This window comes from Nigerium massiliense (genome assembly GCF_000826085.1).
Lineage (GTDB): Bacteria > Actinomycetota > Actinomycetes > Propionibacteriales > Propionibacteriaceae > Propioniciclava > Propioniciclava massiliense.
This window is the reverse complement of record NZ_CCYM01000003.1, coordinates 83,532-99,534: the sequence shown is the minus strand read 5'-3', so window position 1 is coordinate 99,534 and position 16,003 is coordinate 83,532. Positions and strand designations below refer to the sequence as shown.

Here is a 16,003-nt window from a genome sequence, read left to right as displayed (position 1 = left end):
AGAGGACGCCGGTCAGCCCGCCGCGATCGTCGTCACGTCGAAACTCAGCGTCGGCGCGTTCTGCGAGATGCCGGTGATGTTGGGCTTCGTGACGACGAGGTTGGGCAGCACGAAAAGCCACACGCCGGCGGCGTCGTCGGCGAGGTAGCGAGCGACTCGCTTCATGTCTGGGACGTACTGGTCGGGCGCGGCCTGGTCGGCCTCGAGGTAGAGCTTGGTGAACGTCGCGTTGTTGTAACGCCAGTAGTAGTTCGGGTTGGTGTAGGTGCCCAGATCGCGGGCCTCGACGTGCGCGACGATCGACATATCGTAGTCGGCCTTGCCGTAGACGACGTCGGACCACCGGTTGGGGAACTGCAGCTCCTCGATCGTGACGGTGACGCCGACCTCGCGCAGTTGGCTGGCCACGAACTGGGCGGCGCGGGTCGCGTACGGCAGCGCCGCAGGCTTGAGGCGGAGCGTGAGCCCACCCGCGTAGCCCGCCTCCTTCAGCAGCTGCTTGGCGCGCGTCGGGTTGTACGCGTTCACGCCGGACAGGTCTTCGAAGTAGGGGTCGGTCGGGACGGCCATCGACCCGATGACGCGCCCCTTGCCGTTCCAGACGGTGTCGAGAAGCGCCTTCTTGTCGATGGCCGACGCGATCGCCTGGCGCACCTTGATGTTCTTCAGCGCCGGCGTCGCGTTGTTCAGGCCCAGGACGACCTCGCCGTTCGTGGTGCCCTCGATGACCTTGAAGCGCGCCGGATCCTCGAACTGGCCGATGGCGTCGGGCGCTTGGAGGTTGCTGATGATGTCGAGCTGCCCCGACATCATCGCGGCGGTCATCGCTGTCGGGTCGGTGTAGTAGCGGAACGTCACCTCGTCGAAGCGTGCCGGGGTACCCCAGTAGGCCTGATTGCGCTTCAGGGCGACGGACGTCCCGCGCGCCCACCGGTCGAGGGCGAAGGGGCCGGAGCCCGCGGACGCGGACGCGAGGTCGCGGAAACCCGCGGGGTTGGCGACCATGCCCGCCGTCGAGCTCATGTCGTACAGCCACCCGTTGGACGGCCGCGACAGGGTCACCCTGAGCGTCCCCTCGTCGACAGCCTGGGCGGACGACACGATCGCCATCTGCTGCACCAACTTCGCCGCAACGACGGTGCCGGACTTGGCGGCGACCTTCGGATCCTTGATCCGCATGATGTTGTCGACGACCGCCTGGGCCGTCACCGGGGTGCCGTCGGCGAACCGCGCGGCCCTGTTGAGCACGAACGTGTAGGTGCGCCGGTCGGAGCTGACCTCCCAACGTTGCGCCAGCAGTGGCTGCAGGTCGCCCTCGGCGTCCGTCTTCACGAGCGTCTCGTAGACGTTGTAGAGCATCACCTGCGAGCCGGCCGCAGCCGGCACCGCCATCGGGTCCATCGTGGGCGGCTCGGCCGTCGCGCCGATCGTGAGCGTGCGGGCCGGCGCGCTGGAGGTGGTCGGTCCCGCTCCGCCCGGGGTGCAGGCAGAGAGGACCATCGCCGCCACGACAGCGACGGCGGCGATGAGAGGAAGCCGCCGCGTGCGCTTCGACCGGCCCATGGCAGACTCCTTCGCAGAGGACGGGTAGCTGTTCAGAAAGCAGGCGTCCAGGACGCCGCGGTGATTCTAGCCGGTGGCAGGCTGGTGCGGCCGCAGCCCTCGTCGGCAGCCCGATTTGGAACTTTCGGATCGATGGCCTAGTGTAGAGAGAGCAACGCGGGGTGGAGCAGCTCGGTAGCTCGCTGGGCTCATAACCCAGAGGTCACAGGTTCAAATCCTGTCCCCGCTACGACACAGGCCATTGGCCGGGCTTCGATCCCGGCCAATGGCTCTTTTGTTCGCCGCGTGTCATGGAGTCCGGCCTGGTGTCGGGACTCAATTCGCCCCCTCCCCGTGGCAAGATGCTGCTCAGTCGACGACTCTGAGCCGAGATCCACCGGGATAGGTTTAGACTTGTCGGGACAACAGGGTTGGGGGACCCTACGAGCACAGCAGGGACCACAATGAATCGGCATTCGCCTTCGCATTCCGCCACGCGCATCGCGCGTGGGGCCGCGGGACTGACGCTCACGCTGAGCGTCGGCTTCGCCGTGCCCCTCGTCATGCCCGTCGGCACGCAGGCCGCCGCCGCCCCCGCATCGAGCACGCCGTCCGTCGACGCCCCCCAGAAGTCCGCGGACCGGAGGCCGGGCAAGCGCCGGGAACCGGGGCCCCGCGAGGGCGACGAACCCAGGCCCGGCGAGGGCAAGGATCCCCGCAAGGGCAGGGAACCCGGGCCCCGCAAGGGCAGGGAACCAGGCCCCCGCAAGTCGAGGACGCCGCGGCCGCAGCCTACCCAGACGCCGACCAGCGAACCCACGCCGCCCCTGCGCCGCCGGCCCCGCCGCCCGTCGTGGTGGTCCCGCCGGCGCCGACCGACCCCACGACGGCGCCGGGCCCGGGCACGTCGCCGAGCGCGACCGGGCCGAGCACCAGCCAGCCCGGGCAGACGCCGACCGACCCGCCCACACCCGATCCGCGCGTGCCCTACACGCTCCCGCCCGGCGTCGTCGTGCCCCCGGGCACGGTGCTGCCGCCCGGGACGATCCTGCCGCCCGGCTCGGGTCTGGTCCCCGGCCAGCCGCTGCCCGCCGAGACCGTCCTGCCGCCCGGGACCGTCCTGCCCGCAGGCACCGCGTTGCCGTCCGGCACCAAGATCCCGGCCGGCTCGGTGGTGCCCGTCCACGGAACGGCCATCCAGACGCCGACGCGCTACCCGCAGGCCGCCGCCCCGAAGAGCGGTAGCGCGAGCCCCGACGTCACCTCGCGCTGGTACCCGATCAACCGCGCGGACGCCGGCGACGATTCGCTGCCGGCCAGGATCTCGGCCTCGCCGTACACCCCGATGGTGGGTGGCGGAGCCCTCATCGCCGGGCTGATCCTGACCCTGCTGCCGCCGGGAAGCCGCGGACGACTGTTCTGAGCCTCGCTCCGTTTTCGCCGTGGCGAGGGCGTGTGGTTCGATAGAGATCGTGTCTGTCAACCTCGCCGCGCTGAATTACCCGGTGCATCGCTATGAACTGGGCAACGGTCTTCGGGTCATCATCAGCCCGGATCGAGGCGCCCCCGTCGTCGCTGTGAACCTGTGGTACGGCGTCGGGTCGAAGAACGAAGCGCCCGGTGCAACCGGTCTCGCGCACCTGTTCGAGCATCTGATGTTCCAGGGCTCGGCCAACGTCGGCAGCGGCGAGCACCTCGCGATCCTGCAGGCGCACGGTGGCAGCGCCAACGCGACGACCTGGTTCGACCGCACCAACTACTTCGAGGCCGTGCCCACGGGCGTCCTCGATCTGGCGCTGTGGCTCGAGGCCGATCGGCTCGCCACACTGCCCGACGCGCTGACCCAGGAGAACCTCGACACCCAGCGTGACGTGGTCAAGGAGGAGAAGCGCCAGCGCTACGACAACGTCCCCTACGGCGACGTTATCGACCGGCTGCTGAGGCTCACCTTCCCGGCGGGCCACCCCTACGCGCATTCGACCATCGGCTCGATGGACGACCTCGACCAGGTCAGTACCCAGACGGCGATCGACTTCTTCCGTACCTACTACGCCCCCAACAACTGCGTGCTCACGCTGGCCGGCGACATCGACGTTCGCGAGGGCCTGAGCCACATCAAGCACTTCTTCGGCGGCATCCCGGCCGGTCCCTCCCCCGAGGCGCTCTCCGTGCCGCCGCTGCCCCCGCTCGACGGAGTCCCGCAGGCCGCGGCCGTCGCGCCCGTGCCCGCGGACGCCCTGTACTTCAGCTGGCGCCTTCCCCCGACCGGGACGCGCGAGTTCGATGCCTGCGAGATGGCGCTCGACCTGTTGGGCGGCAGCCAGACGTCCCGGCTCCATCGCCAGCTCGTCCACCATCAGGTCGTGGCCGAGAGCGCAGGCGCCGCTGCCCTCGGGCTCGTGCACGGCACGTCGATGGGGTTCACCTTCGCCCGCGCGCTGGAGGGCACCGGGCTCGACCAATTGACCGACGGCATGATCACGGAGATCGAGCGGCTCGCCGACGAGGGCCCCACGGATGCCGAGGTCGCGCGCGGCCGCGTCCAGTTCCAGCGCTACTGGCTCGAGGAGCTGGCGCGGGTCGACCGGCGGGCCGACCTCTTCAGCCAGTACGCGATGCTCCATGGCGACCCCGAGTTGGTCAACGGCCGCATCGCCGCCATGTCGTCGGTCACCGGCGAGGAGATCCGAGACGCGGCGCGGACCTGGCTCAGCCCCGACAACAGGGCCGTCCTACGCTACCGGCGCGGGCCGTTCGGCGGGAAGGAAGACGAGTGAACCTCCGCAAGCGCCCCAAGGTGCATCGTCCGCGTCCGTGGCGCTTCCCGCGCCCCGAGGAGTTCACGCTGCCCAACGGGCTGCGCGTGCTGCTCTACGATCGGCCCGGGCAACACGTGCTGTCCGCGGGTCTGGCGCTCGACCTGCCGCTCACCGCGGAGCCGGCGAACCTCGAGGGAGTCGCGGCACTGACCGTCCGCGCCCTGGATTCGGGCACCGCCAGCCATCCCGACACCGCGTTCGCGGACGCGGTCGAGAGCTGCGGGGCCGTTCTCGAAGGCGCCATCGGCCACTCGAACACCCACCTGTACACCGACGTGCCCGCGCCCCGGATCGCCGACGCCCTGGCGTTGATGGCCGAGGCCGTGGCCGAGCCTCAGCTCGACGACGCGGACGTCGACCGCGAGCGCATGCTGCGCCTCGCGCAGATCGAACAGCAGCTCGCGCACTCGTCCGAGCGGGCGGGGCACGCGTTCCGCCGCACGATCCTGCAGCGGCGCTACCGGGCGGCCCGGATGAAGAGCGGCGAGCCGGACACGCTCGCTCGGGTGCGGGGGGAGCACGTCCGCAGCTTCCACCGGGACTTCTACGGCCCGATCGGCAGCACGCTGGTGGTCGCCGGCGATCTGGATGCCGGGATCACCGGCGTCGTGGAGGACGCCTTCTCGGGCTGGACCAACCCTCACCAGAGGTTCGTCGACCAGGAGATCCCGCAGCCCCGCCACCGGCACCTCTACCTCATCGACCGGCCCGGGTCCGTCCAGGCCGACGTCCGGCTCGGCCGGTTCACCGTCGATCGCGCCGACCCGGCATGGCCCAACCTGCAGATCGGCGCCCACGCCCTCGGCGGCGCGTTCCTGAGCCGGCTGAACCGTGAGCTGCGCGAGGAGCGCGGGCTCACCTACGGCGTCCACCTCGTCAACGCGCCGATGCGCGACGGCGGCTACTCGTACGTGCAGGGCTCGTTCCGCACCGAGGTGGTCGCCGAGGCCGTAGGCATGCTTCCCTCGCTGCTCGACGTCACCGCGAAGCCGTTCAGCGCCGAGGAGATCGACCGCTCCCGCGACTACCTGACAGGCGTCCAGCCGCTGCAGTACGCGACGGCCAGCGGTGTCTGCAACCAGGTGATGAGCCTGCTCTCGGCGGGGCTGACGTCCGACTACATCGACGCGCTGCGCACCGGCTACCTGCACGTCACGCCGGAGTCGGCCACCGAGGTCGTCGCCACCCTGCTGCCGCCCGATGACCTGTCCCTGGTCGTCGTCGGCGACGCGGCGTCCATCGCGGAGCCGCTGCGCGCGGCCGGCTGGCCGGTGCGCGTCCTGTCGCAGGGCGAGTGGATCTGAGCCCGCACCGGACGGAGACGACGGCGCCGGGCGGAAACCCCCAGGGGTCCCCGCCCGGCGCCGTTCTCGGTTCGGTCAGCGACCCATCGCGTTGATGGCCGCCTGGACGGCCTGACGGGCCTCGTTCGTCTTCGTCTGGTACGTGGCCAGGTCACCGGCCTTCAGCGCCTTGTCGGCGTCGGCGAACGCCGTCCGCGCACGGTCGAGCTGACGGTTGACGGCCGCCTGGTCGACCTGACCGGATCCCGGGGACGGCGACGGGGTCGCGCCCGGTGACGGGGCCGGTGACGGGGCCGCTCCGGGCGCCGGCGTGGCGCCGGTGCCGGGCGCCGGGGCCGACCCGTTCGGGTTCTCCCCCGTGTCCGCGCCGGCGTCGCCCTGGAACACCTGGTCGAGCGCCGCCTGCAGTGTGGCGCCGATGCCGACGCTCTGACCGAACCGGACGACCACGAACGTCAGCGCCGGATAGGAGCCCGCGCTACCCGTCCGCACCGTGTACAACGGCTGGACGTAGAGCAGGCCGCCGCCCACCGGCAGCGTCAGCAGGTTGCCGTAGCGGACGTCCGCCGCGCCCTGGTTGGTGTAGTCACGCAGCAGGTTGGCGACCTTGGGGTCGGTCGTCATCGCGTTGAACGTCTGCCCCGGGCCGTCGATCTGGTGGGTGTCCGACATGCGCAACACCTGCAGCTTGCCGTAGTCGGGGCTGGCCGCTTCGGCGTTCACGGCGAAGTAGGACGCCAGGTTCTGCCGGCCGCGCGGGACGAACACGCTCGTCTGGCTGAAGCGCGGCGCGTCCGTGCCCGGCCACTTGATCGACAGGTAGTACGGCGGCTCTTTGTCCTGGTTGTTGCGCGGGTCGACCGGCACCTCCCACAGGTCCGACTGCTGGTACCAGGCGTCGCTGTTCGTCATGTGGTAGCGGCCCAGGATCTGGCGCTGCACCTTGAACAGGTCCTCCGGGTAGCGCAGATGCGCCAGCAGGTCGGGCGAGATGTCCGACTTGGGCTTCACCGTCCCCGGGAACGCCTTGGCGTACGTCTGCAGCAGCGGGTCGCTCTCATCCCAGGCGTAGAGGCTGACGGTGCCGTCGTAGGCGTCCACCACGGCCTTGACCGAGTTGCGGATGTAGTTGATCTCCTCGTCGGCCTGAGCCCCCATCACCCGGGTCTGGGTGTCGGAGGTGGAGTCGGCCAGCGACACCTTCTGGCTGTTCGGGTAGTTGTTGGACGTCGTGTAGGCGTCGATGATCCACACCAAGCGGCCGTCGACGACAGCCGGGTAGGCGTTCTGATCGGTCGTCAGCCACGGCGCGACCTTGTTCACGCGCTCGTCCGGCGTCCGGTCGTAGAGGATGCGCGACGCGCTGTTGACGCGGTCGGACAGCAGGACGTTCACGTCGGAGAACTTGATGGCGTAGAGCACCCGCAGGAACACGTTGCCGATGTCGACGCCGCCCGCCCCGTCGTAGACGTTGTACTGCTCGCCGCCGCCCTGGCCGCCGCCGGGGCTGTCGAGCTCGATGGGCGGCTGGCCCTCCTGGCGTCCGACGATCGCGAACGAGTTGGACTGCTCGCCGTAGTAGATGCGCGACTGCTTCTCCTCGATCTTGCCGACCGGCGGGATGTCGCGGGTCACCCACACCGGCTCGCCGTTCTGCTGGCGGCGGTTGCCGTAGGCGGAGACGAAGCCGTGGCCGTGCGTGTACACGGTGTGGATGTTGTTCCAGTTGCGGTCGGGGATGCCGGCCAGGTTGAGCTCGCGCGCCGCGACGACGAGGTCGGTCTCGGTCCCGTCGAGGGTGTAGCGATCGATGTCGAGGGAATCTGGGAACGAGTAATAGCCGCGCACCTGCTGCAGTTGCTCGAACGTCGGGCCGATCACGTCCGGGTCCATCAGGCGGATCGCGGGCAGCGCCTCCGCGTCCGCGCGCAACTGGCCGGCGCTGGCCGTCGTGCGCGCCGAGTAGTCCTGGATCTCGACGTCGTCGACGTCGTAGGCCGCGCGGGTGGCCCGGATGTGGTTCGTGATGTAGGGACGCTCCCGGTCCGGCTCGTTCGGGCGCACCGTGAAGGTCTGGATCATCGCCGGGTAGATCAGCGACAGGATCAGGCCCGAGACGAGCATCAACACGACCCCGACGACGGGCAGCAGCAGGTTGTTGATGAACGCGTTGGCGAAGAACAGCGCCGCGACCAGGAACGCGATCACGGCCATCACGATCTTCGCGGTCATCGCGGCGTGGTCGTCGGTGTACTGCAGGCCGTCGAACAGCGGGCCGCTGTCGAGCATCAGGCCGTAGCGGTCGAGCAGCGTCTGCAGGCCGTAGACGACCATGAAAAGGCCGGCGAGGATGGACAGGTGCCGCATCACCGGCGCCGGCGTCGCGCTGCGGATGTGGGGACGTCCGGTGACCAGGTTGCCCACCGCGAAGTGGAGGACGGCCGCAGCGATCAGGCCGAAGATGATCGCGCTCATCAGCAGCGACAGGGCGAGGCGCCACACCGGGTACTCGAACATGAAGAACGAGGTGTCCAGGCCGAAGTAGGTGTCGGTGACGCCCGAGGGCGTCCGGTTGAGCCACGCCAGCACCGGCATGACCTGCGTGCTGGTGGACAGCCCGGCCATCACGCCGAGCACCAGCGACGCGAGCAGCGCGACCCCCCGGAAGTTGCCCTCGAGCATCTCGCGGTAGCGGTCGAGGATCGCGCTGGCGCCGCGGCGGCGCTGCGAGCCGCGCATGCGGAACGCGATGAGCATGTTGAGCGCGACCGAGCCGCCCACGAGCAGCACGCCCAGCAAGAACAGCAGCACCTGGGTGATCAGCTGGGTGCTGAACACGCCCGGGAAGCGGATGGCGTCGAACCAGAGCTTCTCGGTCCACAGGTTCGCGAAGATGGCCAGCACGACGCCGGCCGCGACGAGGATGCCCAGGGTCACCCCCAGCGGGCTACGGCGGGTCGGTGGCGCTGCCTGTCGGGCACCGGGCACGTGGGTCTCCTAGCGGGAAGGGTCGATCAGGGTCTGCGCGAGAGCGCGGGTCAGCCCGGGCACCAGGTCGGTGCCCCCGAGCAGCTCGTCGGGCTGGTCAGCGAGCCGGGCCACGCCGTGGGCGGCGCCCGTGCGCGTCACACCGACGACGACACGGACGTCCTGACGTTGCGGATGGTGGGCGACGAACTCGGCGGCGGCGCCGGGCTCGTCCGGGATCTGTGACTCCACGCTGGGCGGCACGAACGTCCGCTCGACCGCCAGAGCGCAGCCGACCACGGCCGGCGGCCAGGCGATGCGCTCCAGGTCGTCGGCGAGGTCCCCACCGGTGTGAAAGTCGTCCTGCTCGACGGCGGTGAGCGCGTCGGGCAACGGGTCGGGAAGGGACGACAGCTGCGCCGCCAGCGAAGGTTCGGCCGCCAGCAGTTCGTCGGTACGGACCAGCGCGAACAACCGGGCGGGCTGGTCCCACCCGCCGTGCCCGACGTGCCGTTCGATGTCCAGCACCGCCGCGGTCAGCGCATCGTCGCTCATGAGCATCCCTTCACGCTCGCCTGCCGCTTCGGATCCTGCAGCGCTTTGAGGCTGTCGATCGCCTGGCCGAGGCTCGAAACCGGCACGATGCGGATGGCGTGCGGCCGATCGGCGAGATCCGAGCAGTTGGCCTGCGGCAACAAGAACACGTTGGCGCCGTCGCGTTCCGCGGCCGCGACCTTCGCCTCGATCGCACCCACCGCGCTCACCGTCCCGGAGCCGTTGATGGCACCGGACCCGGCCACGTCCAGGGAGCCGACCAGGCCGCCGGTGGTGATCTTGTCGTAGATGGCGAGGGCGAACATCAAGCCGCCGGACGGGCCGCCGATCAGCTCATCGATGGCGAAGTCGACCTTGGCCGAGTACCGGTAGCCATCGCTCAGCGTGACGCCGATGATCGGCGCGCTCGGCGCGTTGCGGGCGCTCACCGTCGTGATCGACACCTGGGAGACCGCCTTGTCACGCTCGATGCTGAACAAGACGTGGTCGCCCACCCGATGGCGCGCGACGGCCTCGGTGACCTGCGCGGGGGTGGTGACCGGGCGGCCGTCCACGCTGAGGACGAGATCGCCCGGCTCCAGCTTGTCGACCGAGGGGCCCGCCTGGGCAACGGACGCGATCTGCGGCGCGCGCTTGATCGGCAGGCCGGCCGCCTGGATCGCGGCGGCGACGGACTCGTCCTGCGACGTCGACATCATCTCGGACTCGGCCTCGCGGACATCGCCGACGGTGGCGCCGACGGGGTAGACGTAGTCGCGCGGGAGGACGCCCCGGTCGCCGGACCAGTGCGCGTAGAGCGCCTCGGGCAGGCTGAGGTCGGCGTCGGCGCGGGTGACGGCGACCGTCGTGAGCCGCAGCTCACCGGTCGTCGGATAGGTGCGGACGCCGTCCACGGTCACCAGGGGACGCTGGCCGTTGGCGCCGAGCAGGTTCTGGGTCGCGCCGGGCGCCCAGACCACGTAGGGCACGGGAACCATGGCGATCACCGCTGCGGACAGCACGAACAGGATCGCGGACACCACAGCCGTCCACGTCTGCTTCGTCATCCGCCCCCCTCGGGTCACCCCCACTGCACTGTCCCCCGAGGGTACCAACCGCGGCCAGCGGGCGTGGATTGCGTCGCGCGATGAGCAACAATGGTGGGTGACCCAGTCGAAGGAGATCAACCAGATGGCATCCGACCGAGGCCGACAGGACGACGAGAACCGCCCCGACGACGAGAACAACCCCCTGGCCGAATTCATGCGCCAGTTCGGCATCCAGCCCGGCGCGGACGGACGGTTCGACCTGAACGACCTGATGGGCAGCCTGCAGCAGGCGATGAACCAGTTCTCCTCCCAGATGAACGCCTTCGGCAGCGGCTCCGAGGACGGGTTGAACTGGACGTTCACCAAGGACGTCGCCCGCAAGGTCACCGCCGCGCAGGGCGCCGACCCCTCCCCCACGCCGGCCGACAGCCAAGCGGTGCGGGACGCCGTCGGGCTCGCCGACCTGTGGCTCGACGGCGCCATGACGTTCGGACGGGTGAGCCTGCCCGCCGAGGCGTGGAGCCGCGCGGAGTGGATCGAGAAGACGTTCGACGTGTGGCGCTCGCTGGTGAGCCCCGTGGCGTCCTCGCTCGCCGGCTCGATCGGCGGCCTCATGCAGGCCGAGAGCCAGGAGATGGCCGGGCTGCAGCCCATGATGGAGCCGATGATGCGCGCCGCCTCCGCCGGCATGCTGGCCGCCCAGATCGGCCAGGCGCTCGGCCAGCTGTCCACGGAGGTGGTCAGCGGCACCGACATCTCCGTTCCCCTGACCGCGCAGCCGCGCGTGGCGCTGCTGCCCGCCAACGTGGCGAAGTTCGCCGACGGCCTCGACCAGAGCGCCGGCGACGTCCGGCTGTACCTGGCGCTGCGCGAGACCGCCCGGCAGCGGCTGTTCGCGTCCGTCGGGTGGCTCGGGCCGCAGCTCCTGGCCCTCATCGAGCACTACGCGCGGGGCATCACGATCGATGCGAGCGCGATCGAGGAGGCCATGGAGGGCCAGCTGTCCGGCGAGATGACCCCTGACGCGATCGAGAACCTCGGCAACGAGGTCGCCGGCAAGCTCTTCGAACCCAAGCGCACCCCCGAGCAGGAGGAGATTCTGGCGCGGCTGGAGACGTTGGTGGCGTTGGTCGAGGGTTGGGTCGACGACGTCGTCTCCGACACCACCGCGTCCCTGATGCCGCAGGCGGGAGCGCTGCTGGAGACGATCCGGCGCCGCCGGGCCACGGGCGGGGCGATGGAGAACGCGCTGAAATCGCTGCTCAACCTCGAGCTGCGGCCCCGCCGCGTCCGGGACGCCGCGAACCTGTGGGCGGCCGTCCGTGCCAAGAAGGGCGTCGAAGGACGTGACGCCGCCTGGTCGCACCCCGACGTCGCGCCGACGTCGGCCGACTTGGACGACCCGCTCGGCTACGTCGAACACGGCCACGCCCAGCTCGCCGCGGCCGACGAGGGCGACGATCTGGACGCCGCGCTGCGGGCGCTGCTGGACGAGGAGTCCGGACGTGGAGAGCAGGACGGTCCCGGGTCCGGCGGTCCGGACGACCGGCCCGGCTCGCACTAACGGCCCTGCCTGCGGACCCGGGAGGCGCCGATCAGGCCGGTCTCAGTCGAGGTCGCCGTCGTCGGGTGCCAGGCCCTGCGCCGTCGCGAAGTCGATGCCCTGGAGGAACGCCTCGGCCCGCTCGGCGTCCTCGAAGCGCGCCAGGATCTCGTGGAAGCGGCGCGTGTGGTTGCGCTCGACCAAATGGATGGCCTCGTGCAGCAGCACGTAGTCGACGACGTGGGCGGGCGCGCGGCGCAGGCGGTCGGTGATGCGGATCTCGCCGGTGTCGGGCGTGCACGAGCCCCAGCGGCGGCGCTGGTTGCCGACCCATCGGGCCGCGAGCGCCGGCACCTCGCCGCCCGTCGCCGGCAGCACGTACTGCTCGTAGAGGAGGCGCGTCCGCTGCGTCAGCTCGTCGTCGCCCCGCGGGGCACCCTTGCGCGCCTCCTTGTCCAAGAACCGCTGCACCAGCGCCGGCACGAGGTCGCGACGCTGCCGGGCCGACAGGTGCGCGGGGACGACGACGATGATCTGCCCGGCATCGCGGAACGCCGTCATCGAACGGCGTCGGCGCGTGCTCGTGCGCACTTCGTAGGGGGGAAGCTGCATCCGTCAACCCTAAGCGAAAGGTCGAGACACCCATTTGACCGCTCTCCTCTGGGGTATTAGCTTTTTGGTCACAAGGCCTCCGATCGGGCCGCACCGCATGCAGGGGAAGGCAAGCGGCACGCGACACGATCGGAGGCCTTGGCCTATGAAGCGGGCATCTGTGGCCGGTTGTCCTAGAGTTGTGGTCGCAAGCGCTCGGCGCGACACCCGTCGCGACGATGCACCTGATCTACCTGAGGAGGAAATCGTGGCCGACGAAACCTACAGCGGTTCGTTCTACTGCGTTAAGTGCAAGGATCACCGCGAGGCCACTGGCGACGTCACGGTGAACGACAAGGGCACCCGGATCGCCAAGGCGAAGTGCCCCGTGTGCGGGACCAACCTGACGCGGTTCCTTCCCAAGAAGTAAGCACGGCACGCCACAAAACGCCGGCCGGGCCGCCCACGGGCAGCTGGGCCGGCGTTTTTGCGCGGGCGGTGTTGTCCGGTTGTTGTCCCGGCCCGCGGGGACCTGGCAGAACGGAGCTGCCGGACCCAAGGTTGGGGGCATGAGCACCTCACCAGTCGAGGCCGGCGCCGTCCGGCTGCGCTGTCCCGTGACGACCGTGTGGCGCGAGCCCGGCGTCCTGCAGGTCGGGCTCGGCCCCGACTGCTTCGTGCTGACCGGCTGTCCGCCCGCGGCGCGCGCCGTGCTGGCGGCTCTGCGGCATCCGGTCTCCCCCGCCGATCTGGCGGCCCGGCACCCGGGCGTGGACGAAGGGTGGCTGCGCAGGTTGCTGCGCGAGCTGGACGCAGCCGGGTTGCTGGACGCGGGTGGCCGGCCAGACACCGAGGTCGGGGTGATCGGCGCGGGGCCGTTGGCGCAGGAGGTCGTCTCGCTGCTGCTCTCGTTCACGGACGTCTGGGTGGCCGACACCGCGGCGCGCGAAGAGCGGTCCGGTCGGGCCGGGCGGCGGCGGGCGTGGCGCGAGTTGGCGGCCGGGCGCGACCATGACCTGCAGCTCGCCGATCACTGGCATTCCGCCGTGTCGCGCCCGGCGGACCTGCTCGTGCTGGCCCCCGACACGGTCGAGGTCGACCGGTCGCAGACCGATCAGGTGGTGCGCCACCACAGGCCCCACCTGGTGGTCACCTGCGACGCGGAGCGTGGCATCGTCGGGCCGTTCGTCATGCCGGGCGAGACGCCGTGCCTGCGCTGCCGAGACGTCACGCGTCGACGCGCGACCACGGGATGGGCCGCGTTCCTGATGCGGCTGACGGAGACCCGGTCGGCGGCGGACCCCGTCGTGCGCTCCTGGGCGGCAGCGACGGCGGCGGCGCAGGCACGCGCCTTCCTTGCCGGACAGATCCCGGACACCGTCGGGCGCACCCTGGAGTTGTCCGCCGACGCCGGCGTCCTGGAGGGCACCTCATGGGGCCGACAGGACGAGTGCGGGTGCGCCCGGGTCCCCGCTCGCGTGGCGACAGGGGTGCCGGCGTGAGCCTCGGCCGTCCCACGGGAGCCGCGTGCGGCCGTCGCGGCGTGCGCCGGGGGGCGGGTCGGTCAGCGGTGGGCGTCCAGGATCTGCAGGACGTCGGCGCCGTAGCGCTCGAGCTTGCGCGGGCCGACCCCCGGGATGCGACCGAGGGAGGCGAGATCGGGCGGAAGCTGCTCCGCGATGGCCATCAGCGTCGCGTCGGTGAAGACGACGAACGGCGGGAGGCTCTGCTCGGAGGCGGCGTCCGCGCGCCACGCCTGCAGCGCGTCCCACAGTTGCGGCGAGTAGCTCGACGGGCAATCCAGGTGGCGGCCCAGCTTGAGCTCGGCGCCCGTGGACAAGCCCCGGCCGCACGAACGACACGACGAGGACAGCACCGTGCGCACGGTGTTACGGCGGCGGGCCGGCACGGCCCGCGCCGGGCCGGGGGCGGCGATCAAGCCGTCCAGGAAGCGGCTTCGCGCCCGGCGCTGGCCACGGCCGTCGCGGCTCGCCGACCACGAGACGCGCAGGTGGGTGCGGGCGCGGGTGACGCCCACGTAGAGCAGGCGACGCTCCTCGTCGATCTCGTCGGGGGTCGTGGCGAGCGCGAACGGCAGGCTGCCCTCGTGGACGCCGGCGATCGCGACGGCGTCCCACTCCAGCCCCTTGGCGGCGTGCAGGGTCGCGAGCGTCACGCCCTCGCCCAGTGGCGCCTGTTGGGTGGCGCGGCGCACCTGCAGCTCCTCGACCAGGTCGGCCAGCGCCGCGTCCGGTCTCGCGGCCGCCATCCGGTCGCCGAGGGACGCCAGCGCGGACCACGACTCCCACCGCTCGCGCAGGCTGCCCTGCCCCTCCGGTGGCTCCGTGGTCCAGCCCAGCCCGGCGAGCACCGCGGCGAGCTGCACGTTCACCGGCTCGCCGGAGTCGGACGCGTTGGCCAGCGATCGAAGGGCCGTGCGCACCTCGGCGCGATCGAAGAATCCTTCGCTGCCCCGGGTCACGAAGGGGATCCCGGCCTGGGTGAGCGCCGCCTCGATGGCCGGGGACTGCGCGTGGATGCGGTAGAGCACGGCGATCTCCGCGGGCGCGACGCCGGCGCTGAGCAGCCCGGCGATCCAGGACGCGATTCCGTCGGCCTCGTCGAACTCGCTTGCAGCTCCGGCGAACTCGGGCGCGGGACCGTCCTGGCGCGCCGAGCGGAGGGTGACGCCGGCGCCGTGCCCGGTCATGAGCCGATTGGCCAGCTCCACGACGGGCGGCGTCGAGCGGTAGTCGCGCACCAGCTCGATACGCGTCGCGCGGGGATGACGAGCGGTGAACTCGAGCAGGAAGCGGGCCTGCGCTCCGGCGAACGAATGGATGGTCTGCGCAGGGTCGCCGACGACGCACAGATCGTCGGAGTCGCCTCGCCACAGGTCCAGCAGGGCTTGCTGCAGCGGGCTGACGTCCTGATACTCGTCGACGACGAAATGCCTGTAGGTGCGCCGCACCTCGTGCGCCACATCTGCGTGGTCGGCCAGCATGCCCGCCGTGCACAGCAGGACGTCGTCGAAGTCGAGCTGCGCCCGGTCGAGCTTGGCCTGTTCGTAGCGGGTGAGCAGGCGCGCGATCTCCTCGGGGTCGTGGCCGGCGACCGTCCGGCCCCGGGACTGCGCGGCGGCAGGGTAGTCGTCCGGGGTGACGTTGCTGACCTTCGCCCAGCTGATCTCGCCGCCGAGGTCGCGCAGAAGCCCGGCGTCGGGGACGAGGCCCTGGCGGCGGACGGCCTCGGCGACCAGGCCGGCGCGGTTGTCGGTCAGCGGAGGCAACGGGCTGCCGTAGGCGCGCGGCCAGAAGTACTGCAGCTGCCGCAGGGCAGCCGAGTGGAACGTGCGCGCCTGCACGCCGGCCACGCCGAGCCGGCGCAGCCGGCCGCGCATCTCCCCCGCAGCCCGCGTCGTGAAGGTGAGGGCCAGCACAGCGTGCGGGTCGAACGCGCCGATGGCGACGCCGTACGCGATGCGGTGGGTCATGGCGCGGGTCTTCCCGGTGCCGGCGCCCGCCAGCACGACGACGGGACCCTCGAGGCTCGTCGCCGCCTGCGCCTGCTCGGGATCGAGCGCCGCGAGAATGCTGTCAGGATCGGCCACCATTTCGCCCAGTCTAGGGAGGCTCCCGCCGCACAGAAGGCCAG

13 protein-coding genes and 1 tRNA gene are annotated in these 16,003 nt (G+C 71.1%); 7 read left to right on the top strand and 7 right to left on the bottom strand.

What is annotated here, in order from left to right; genetic code table 11:
* Nucleotides 1-12 precede the first annotated feature (12 nt).
* A complete protein-coding gene (locus BN1187_RS06810; RefSeq protein ID WP_052462452.1) occupies nucleotides 13-1,563 on the bottom strand; it encodes an ABC transporter substrate-binding protein in 1,551 nt (516 codons plus the stop codon).
* A 155-nt stretch (nucleotides 1,564-1,718) separates the two neighbouring features.
* On the opposite strand from BN1187_RS06810, the gene BN1187_RS06805 reads away from it, so the two are divergent.
* A tRNA-Met gene (locus BN1187_RS06805) sits at nucleotides 1,719-1,792 on the top strand.
* Nucleotides 1,793-2,334: 542 nt separating this feature from the next.
* Here BN1187_RS06805 and BN1187_RS14255 read toward each other — a convergent pair.
* Nucleotides 2,335-2,511, bottom strand: a complete 177-nt coding sequence (locus BN1187_RS14255) for a hypothetical protein (RefSeq protein ID WP_157754754.1) — start codon at nucleotides 2,509-2,511, stop codon at nucleotides 2,335-2,337.
* A 13-nt stretch (nucleotides 2,512-2,524) separates the two neighbouring features.
* Between BN1187_RS14255 and BN1187_RS06800 the strand changes: the two genes are divergently transcribed.
* The 3 genes from BN1187_RS06800 to BN1187_RS06790 are packed head-to-tail and all read left to right on the top strand — an operon-like array spanning nucleotide 2,525 to nucleotide 5,665.
* On the top strand, nucleotides 2,525-2,965 hold the full coding sequence (locus tag BN1187_RS06800; RefSeq protein WP_040160377.1) for a hypothetical protein: 441 nt from the start codon (nucleotides 2,525-2,527) through the stop codon (nucleotides 2,963-2,965).
* 49 nt (nucleotides 2,966-3,014) lie between these two features.
* Nucleotides 3,015-4,319, top strand: a complete 1,305-nt coding sequence (locus tag BN1187_RS06795) for a M16 family metallopeptidase (protein ID WP_235750626.1) — start codon at nucleotides 3,015-3,017, stop codon at nucleotides 4,317-4,319.
* A complete protein-coding gene (locus tag BN1187_RS06790; RefSeq protein ID WP_040160376.1) occupies nucleotides 4,316-5,665 on the top strand; it encodes a M16 family metallopeptidase in 1,350 nt (449 codons plus the stop codon). The genes BN1187_RS06795 and BN1187_RS06790 overlap by 4 nt, the downstream gene beginning before the upstream one ends.
* Nucleotides 5,666-5,740: 75 nt before the next feature.
* Here the strand turns inward: BN1187_RS06790 and BN1187_RS06785 are convergent, their stop codons facing one another.
* Genes BN1187_RS06785 through BN1187_RS06775 form a run of 3 tightly spaced genes read right to left on the bottom strand, consistent with a single transcriptional unit; the run spans nucleotide 5,741 to nucleotide 10,233 of the window.
* Nucleotides 5,741-8,653 (bottom strand): UPF0182 family membrane protein, encoded by a 2,913-nt coding sequence (locus BN1187_RS06785; RefSeq protein WP_040160372.1) that lies wholly within the window; start codon nucleotides 8,651-8,653, stop codon nucleotides 5,741-5,743.
* Between the two features lie 9 nt (nucleotides 8,654-8,662).
* Entirely contained in the window at nucleotides 8,663-9,193 is a 531-nt protein-coding gene (locus tag BN1187_RS06780) for a PPA1309 family protein (RefSeq protein WP_040160369.1), read from the bottom strand.
* Complete coding sequence (locus tag BN1187_RS06775) at nucleotides 9,184-10,233, bottom strand: YlbL family protein (RefSeq protein ID WP_052462451.1); 1,050 nt, start codon at nucleotides 10,231-10,233, stop codon at nucleotides 9,184-9,186. The genes BN1187_RS06780 and BN1187_RS06775 overlap by 10 nt, the downstream gene beginning before the upstream one ends.
* 97 nt (nucleotides 10,234-10,330) lie before the next feature.
* Between BN1187_RS06775 and BN1187_RS06770 the strand changes: the two genes are divergently transcribed.
* Nucleotides 10,331-11,779 (top strand): zinc-dependent metalloprotease, encoded by a 1,449-nt coding sequence (locus tag BN1187_RS06770; protein WP_052462450.1) that lies wholly within the window; start codon nucleotides 10,331-10,333, stop codon nucleotides 11,777-11,779.
* A gap of 42 nt (nucleotides 11,780-11,821) precedes the next feature.
* Here BN1187_RS06770 and BN1187_RS06765 read toward each other — a convergent pair whose 3' ends face one another.
* A complete protein-coding gene (locus BN1187_RS06765; RefSeq protein WP_040160368.1) occupies nucleotides 11,822-12,370 on the bottom strand; it encodes a M48 metallopeptidase family protein in 549 nt (182 codons plus the stop codon).
* 247 nt (nucleotides 12,371-12,617) lie between these two features.
* Between BN1187_RS06765 and BN1187_RS14465 the strand changes: the two genes are divergently transcribed.
* Nucleotides 12,618-12,779, top strand: a complete 162-nt coding sequence (locus tag BN1187_RS14465) for a DUF5679 domain-containing protein (RefSeq protein WP_097677323.1) — start codon at nucleotides 12,618-12,620, stop codon at nucleotides 12,777-12,779.
* 139 nt (nucleotides 12,780-12,918) lie between these two features.
* Nucleotides 12,919-13,851 carry a hypothetical protein gene (locus tag BN1187_RS14040; protein WP_040160365.1) on the top strand — a complete coding sequence of 311 codons (933 nt, stop codon included), beginning with the start codon at nucleotides 12,919-12,921 and terminating at the stop codon, nucleotides 13,849-13,851.
* A 62-nt stretch (nucleotides 13,852-13,913) separates the two neighbouring features.
* Here the strand turns inward: BN1187_RS14040 and BN1187_RS06755 are convergent, their stop codons facing one another.
* Entirely contained in the window at nucleotides 13,914-15,962 is a 2,049-nt protein-coding gene (locus tag BN1187_RS06755; RefSeq protein ID WP_040160363.1) for an ATP-dependent DNA helicase UvrD2, read from the bottom strand.
* Nucleotides 15,963-16,003: the final 41 nt, after the last annotated feature.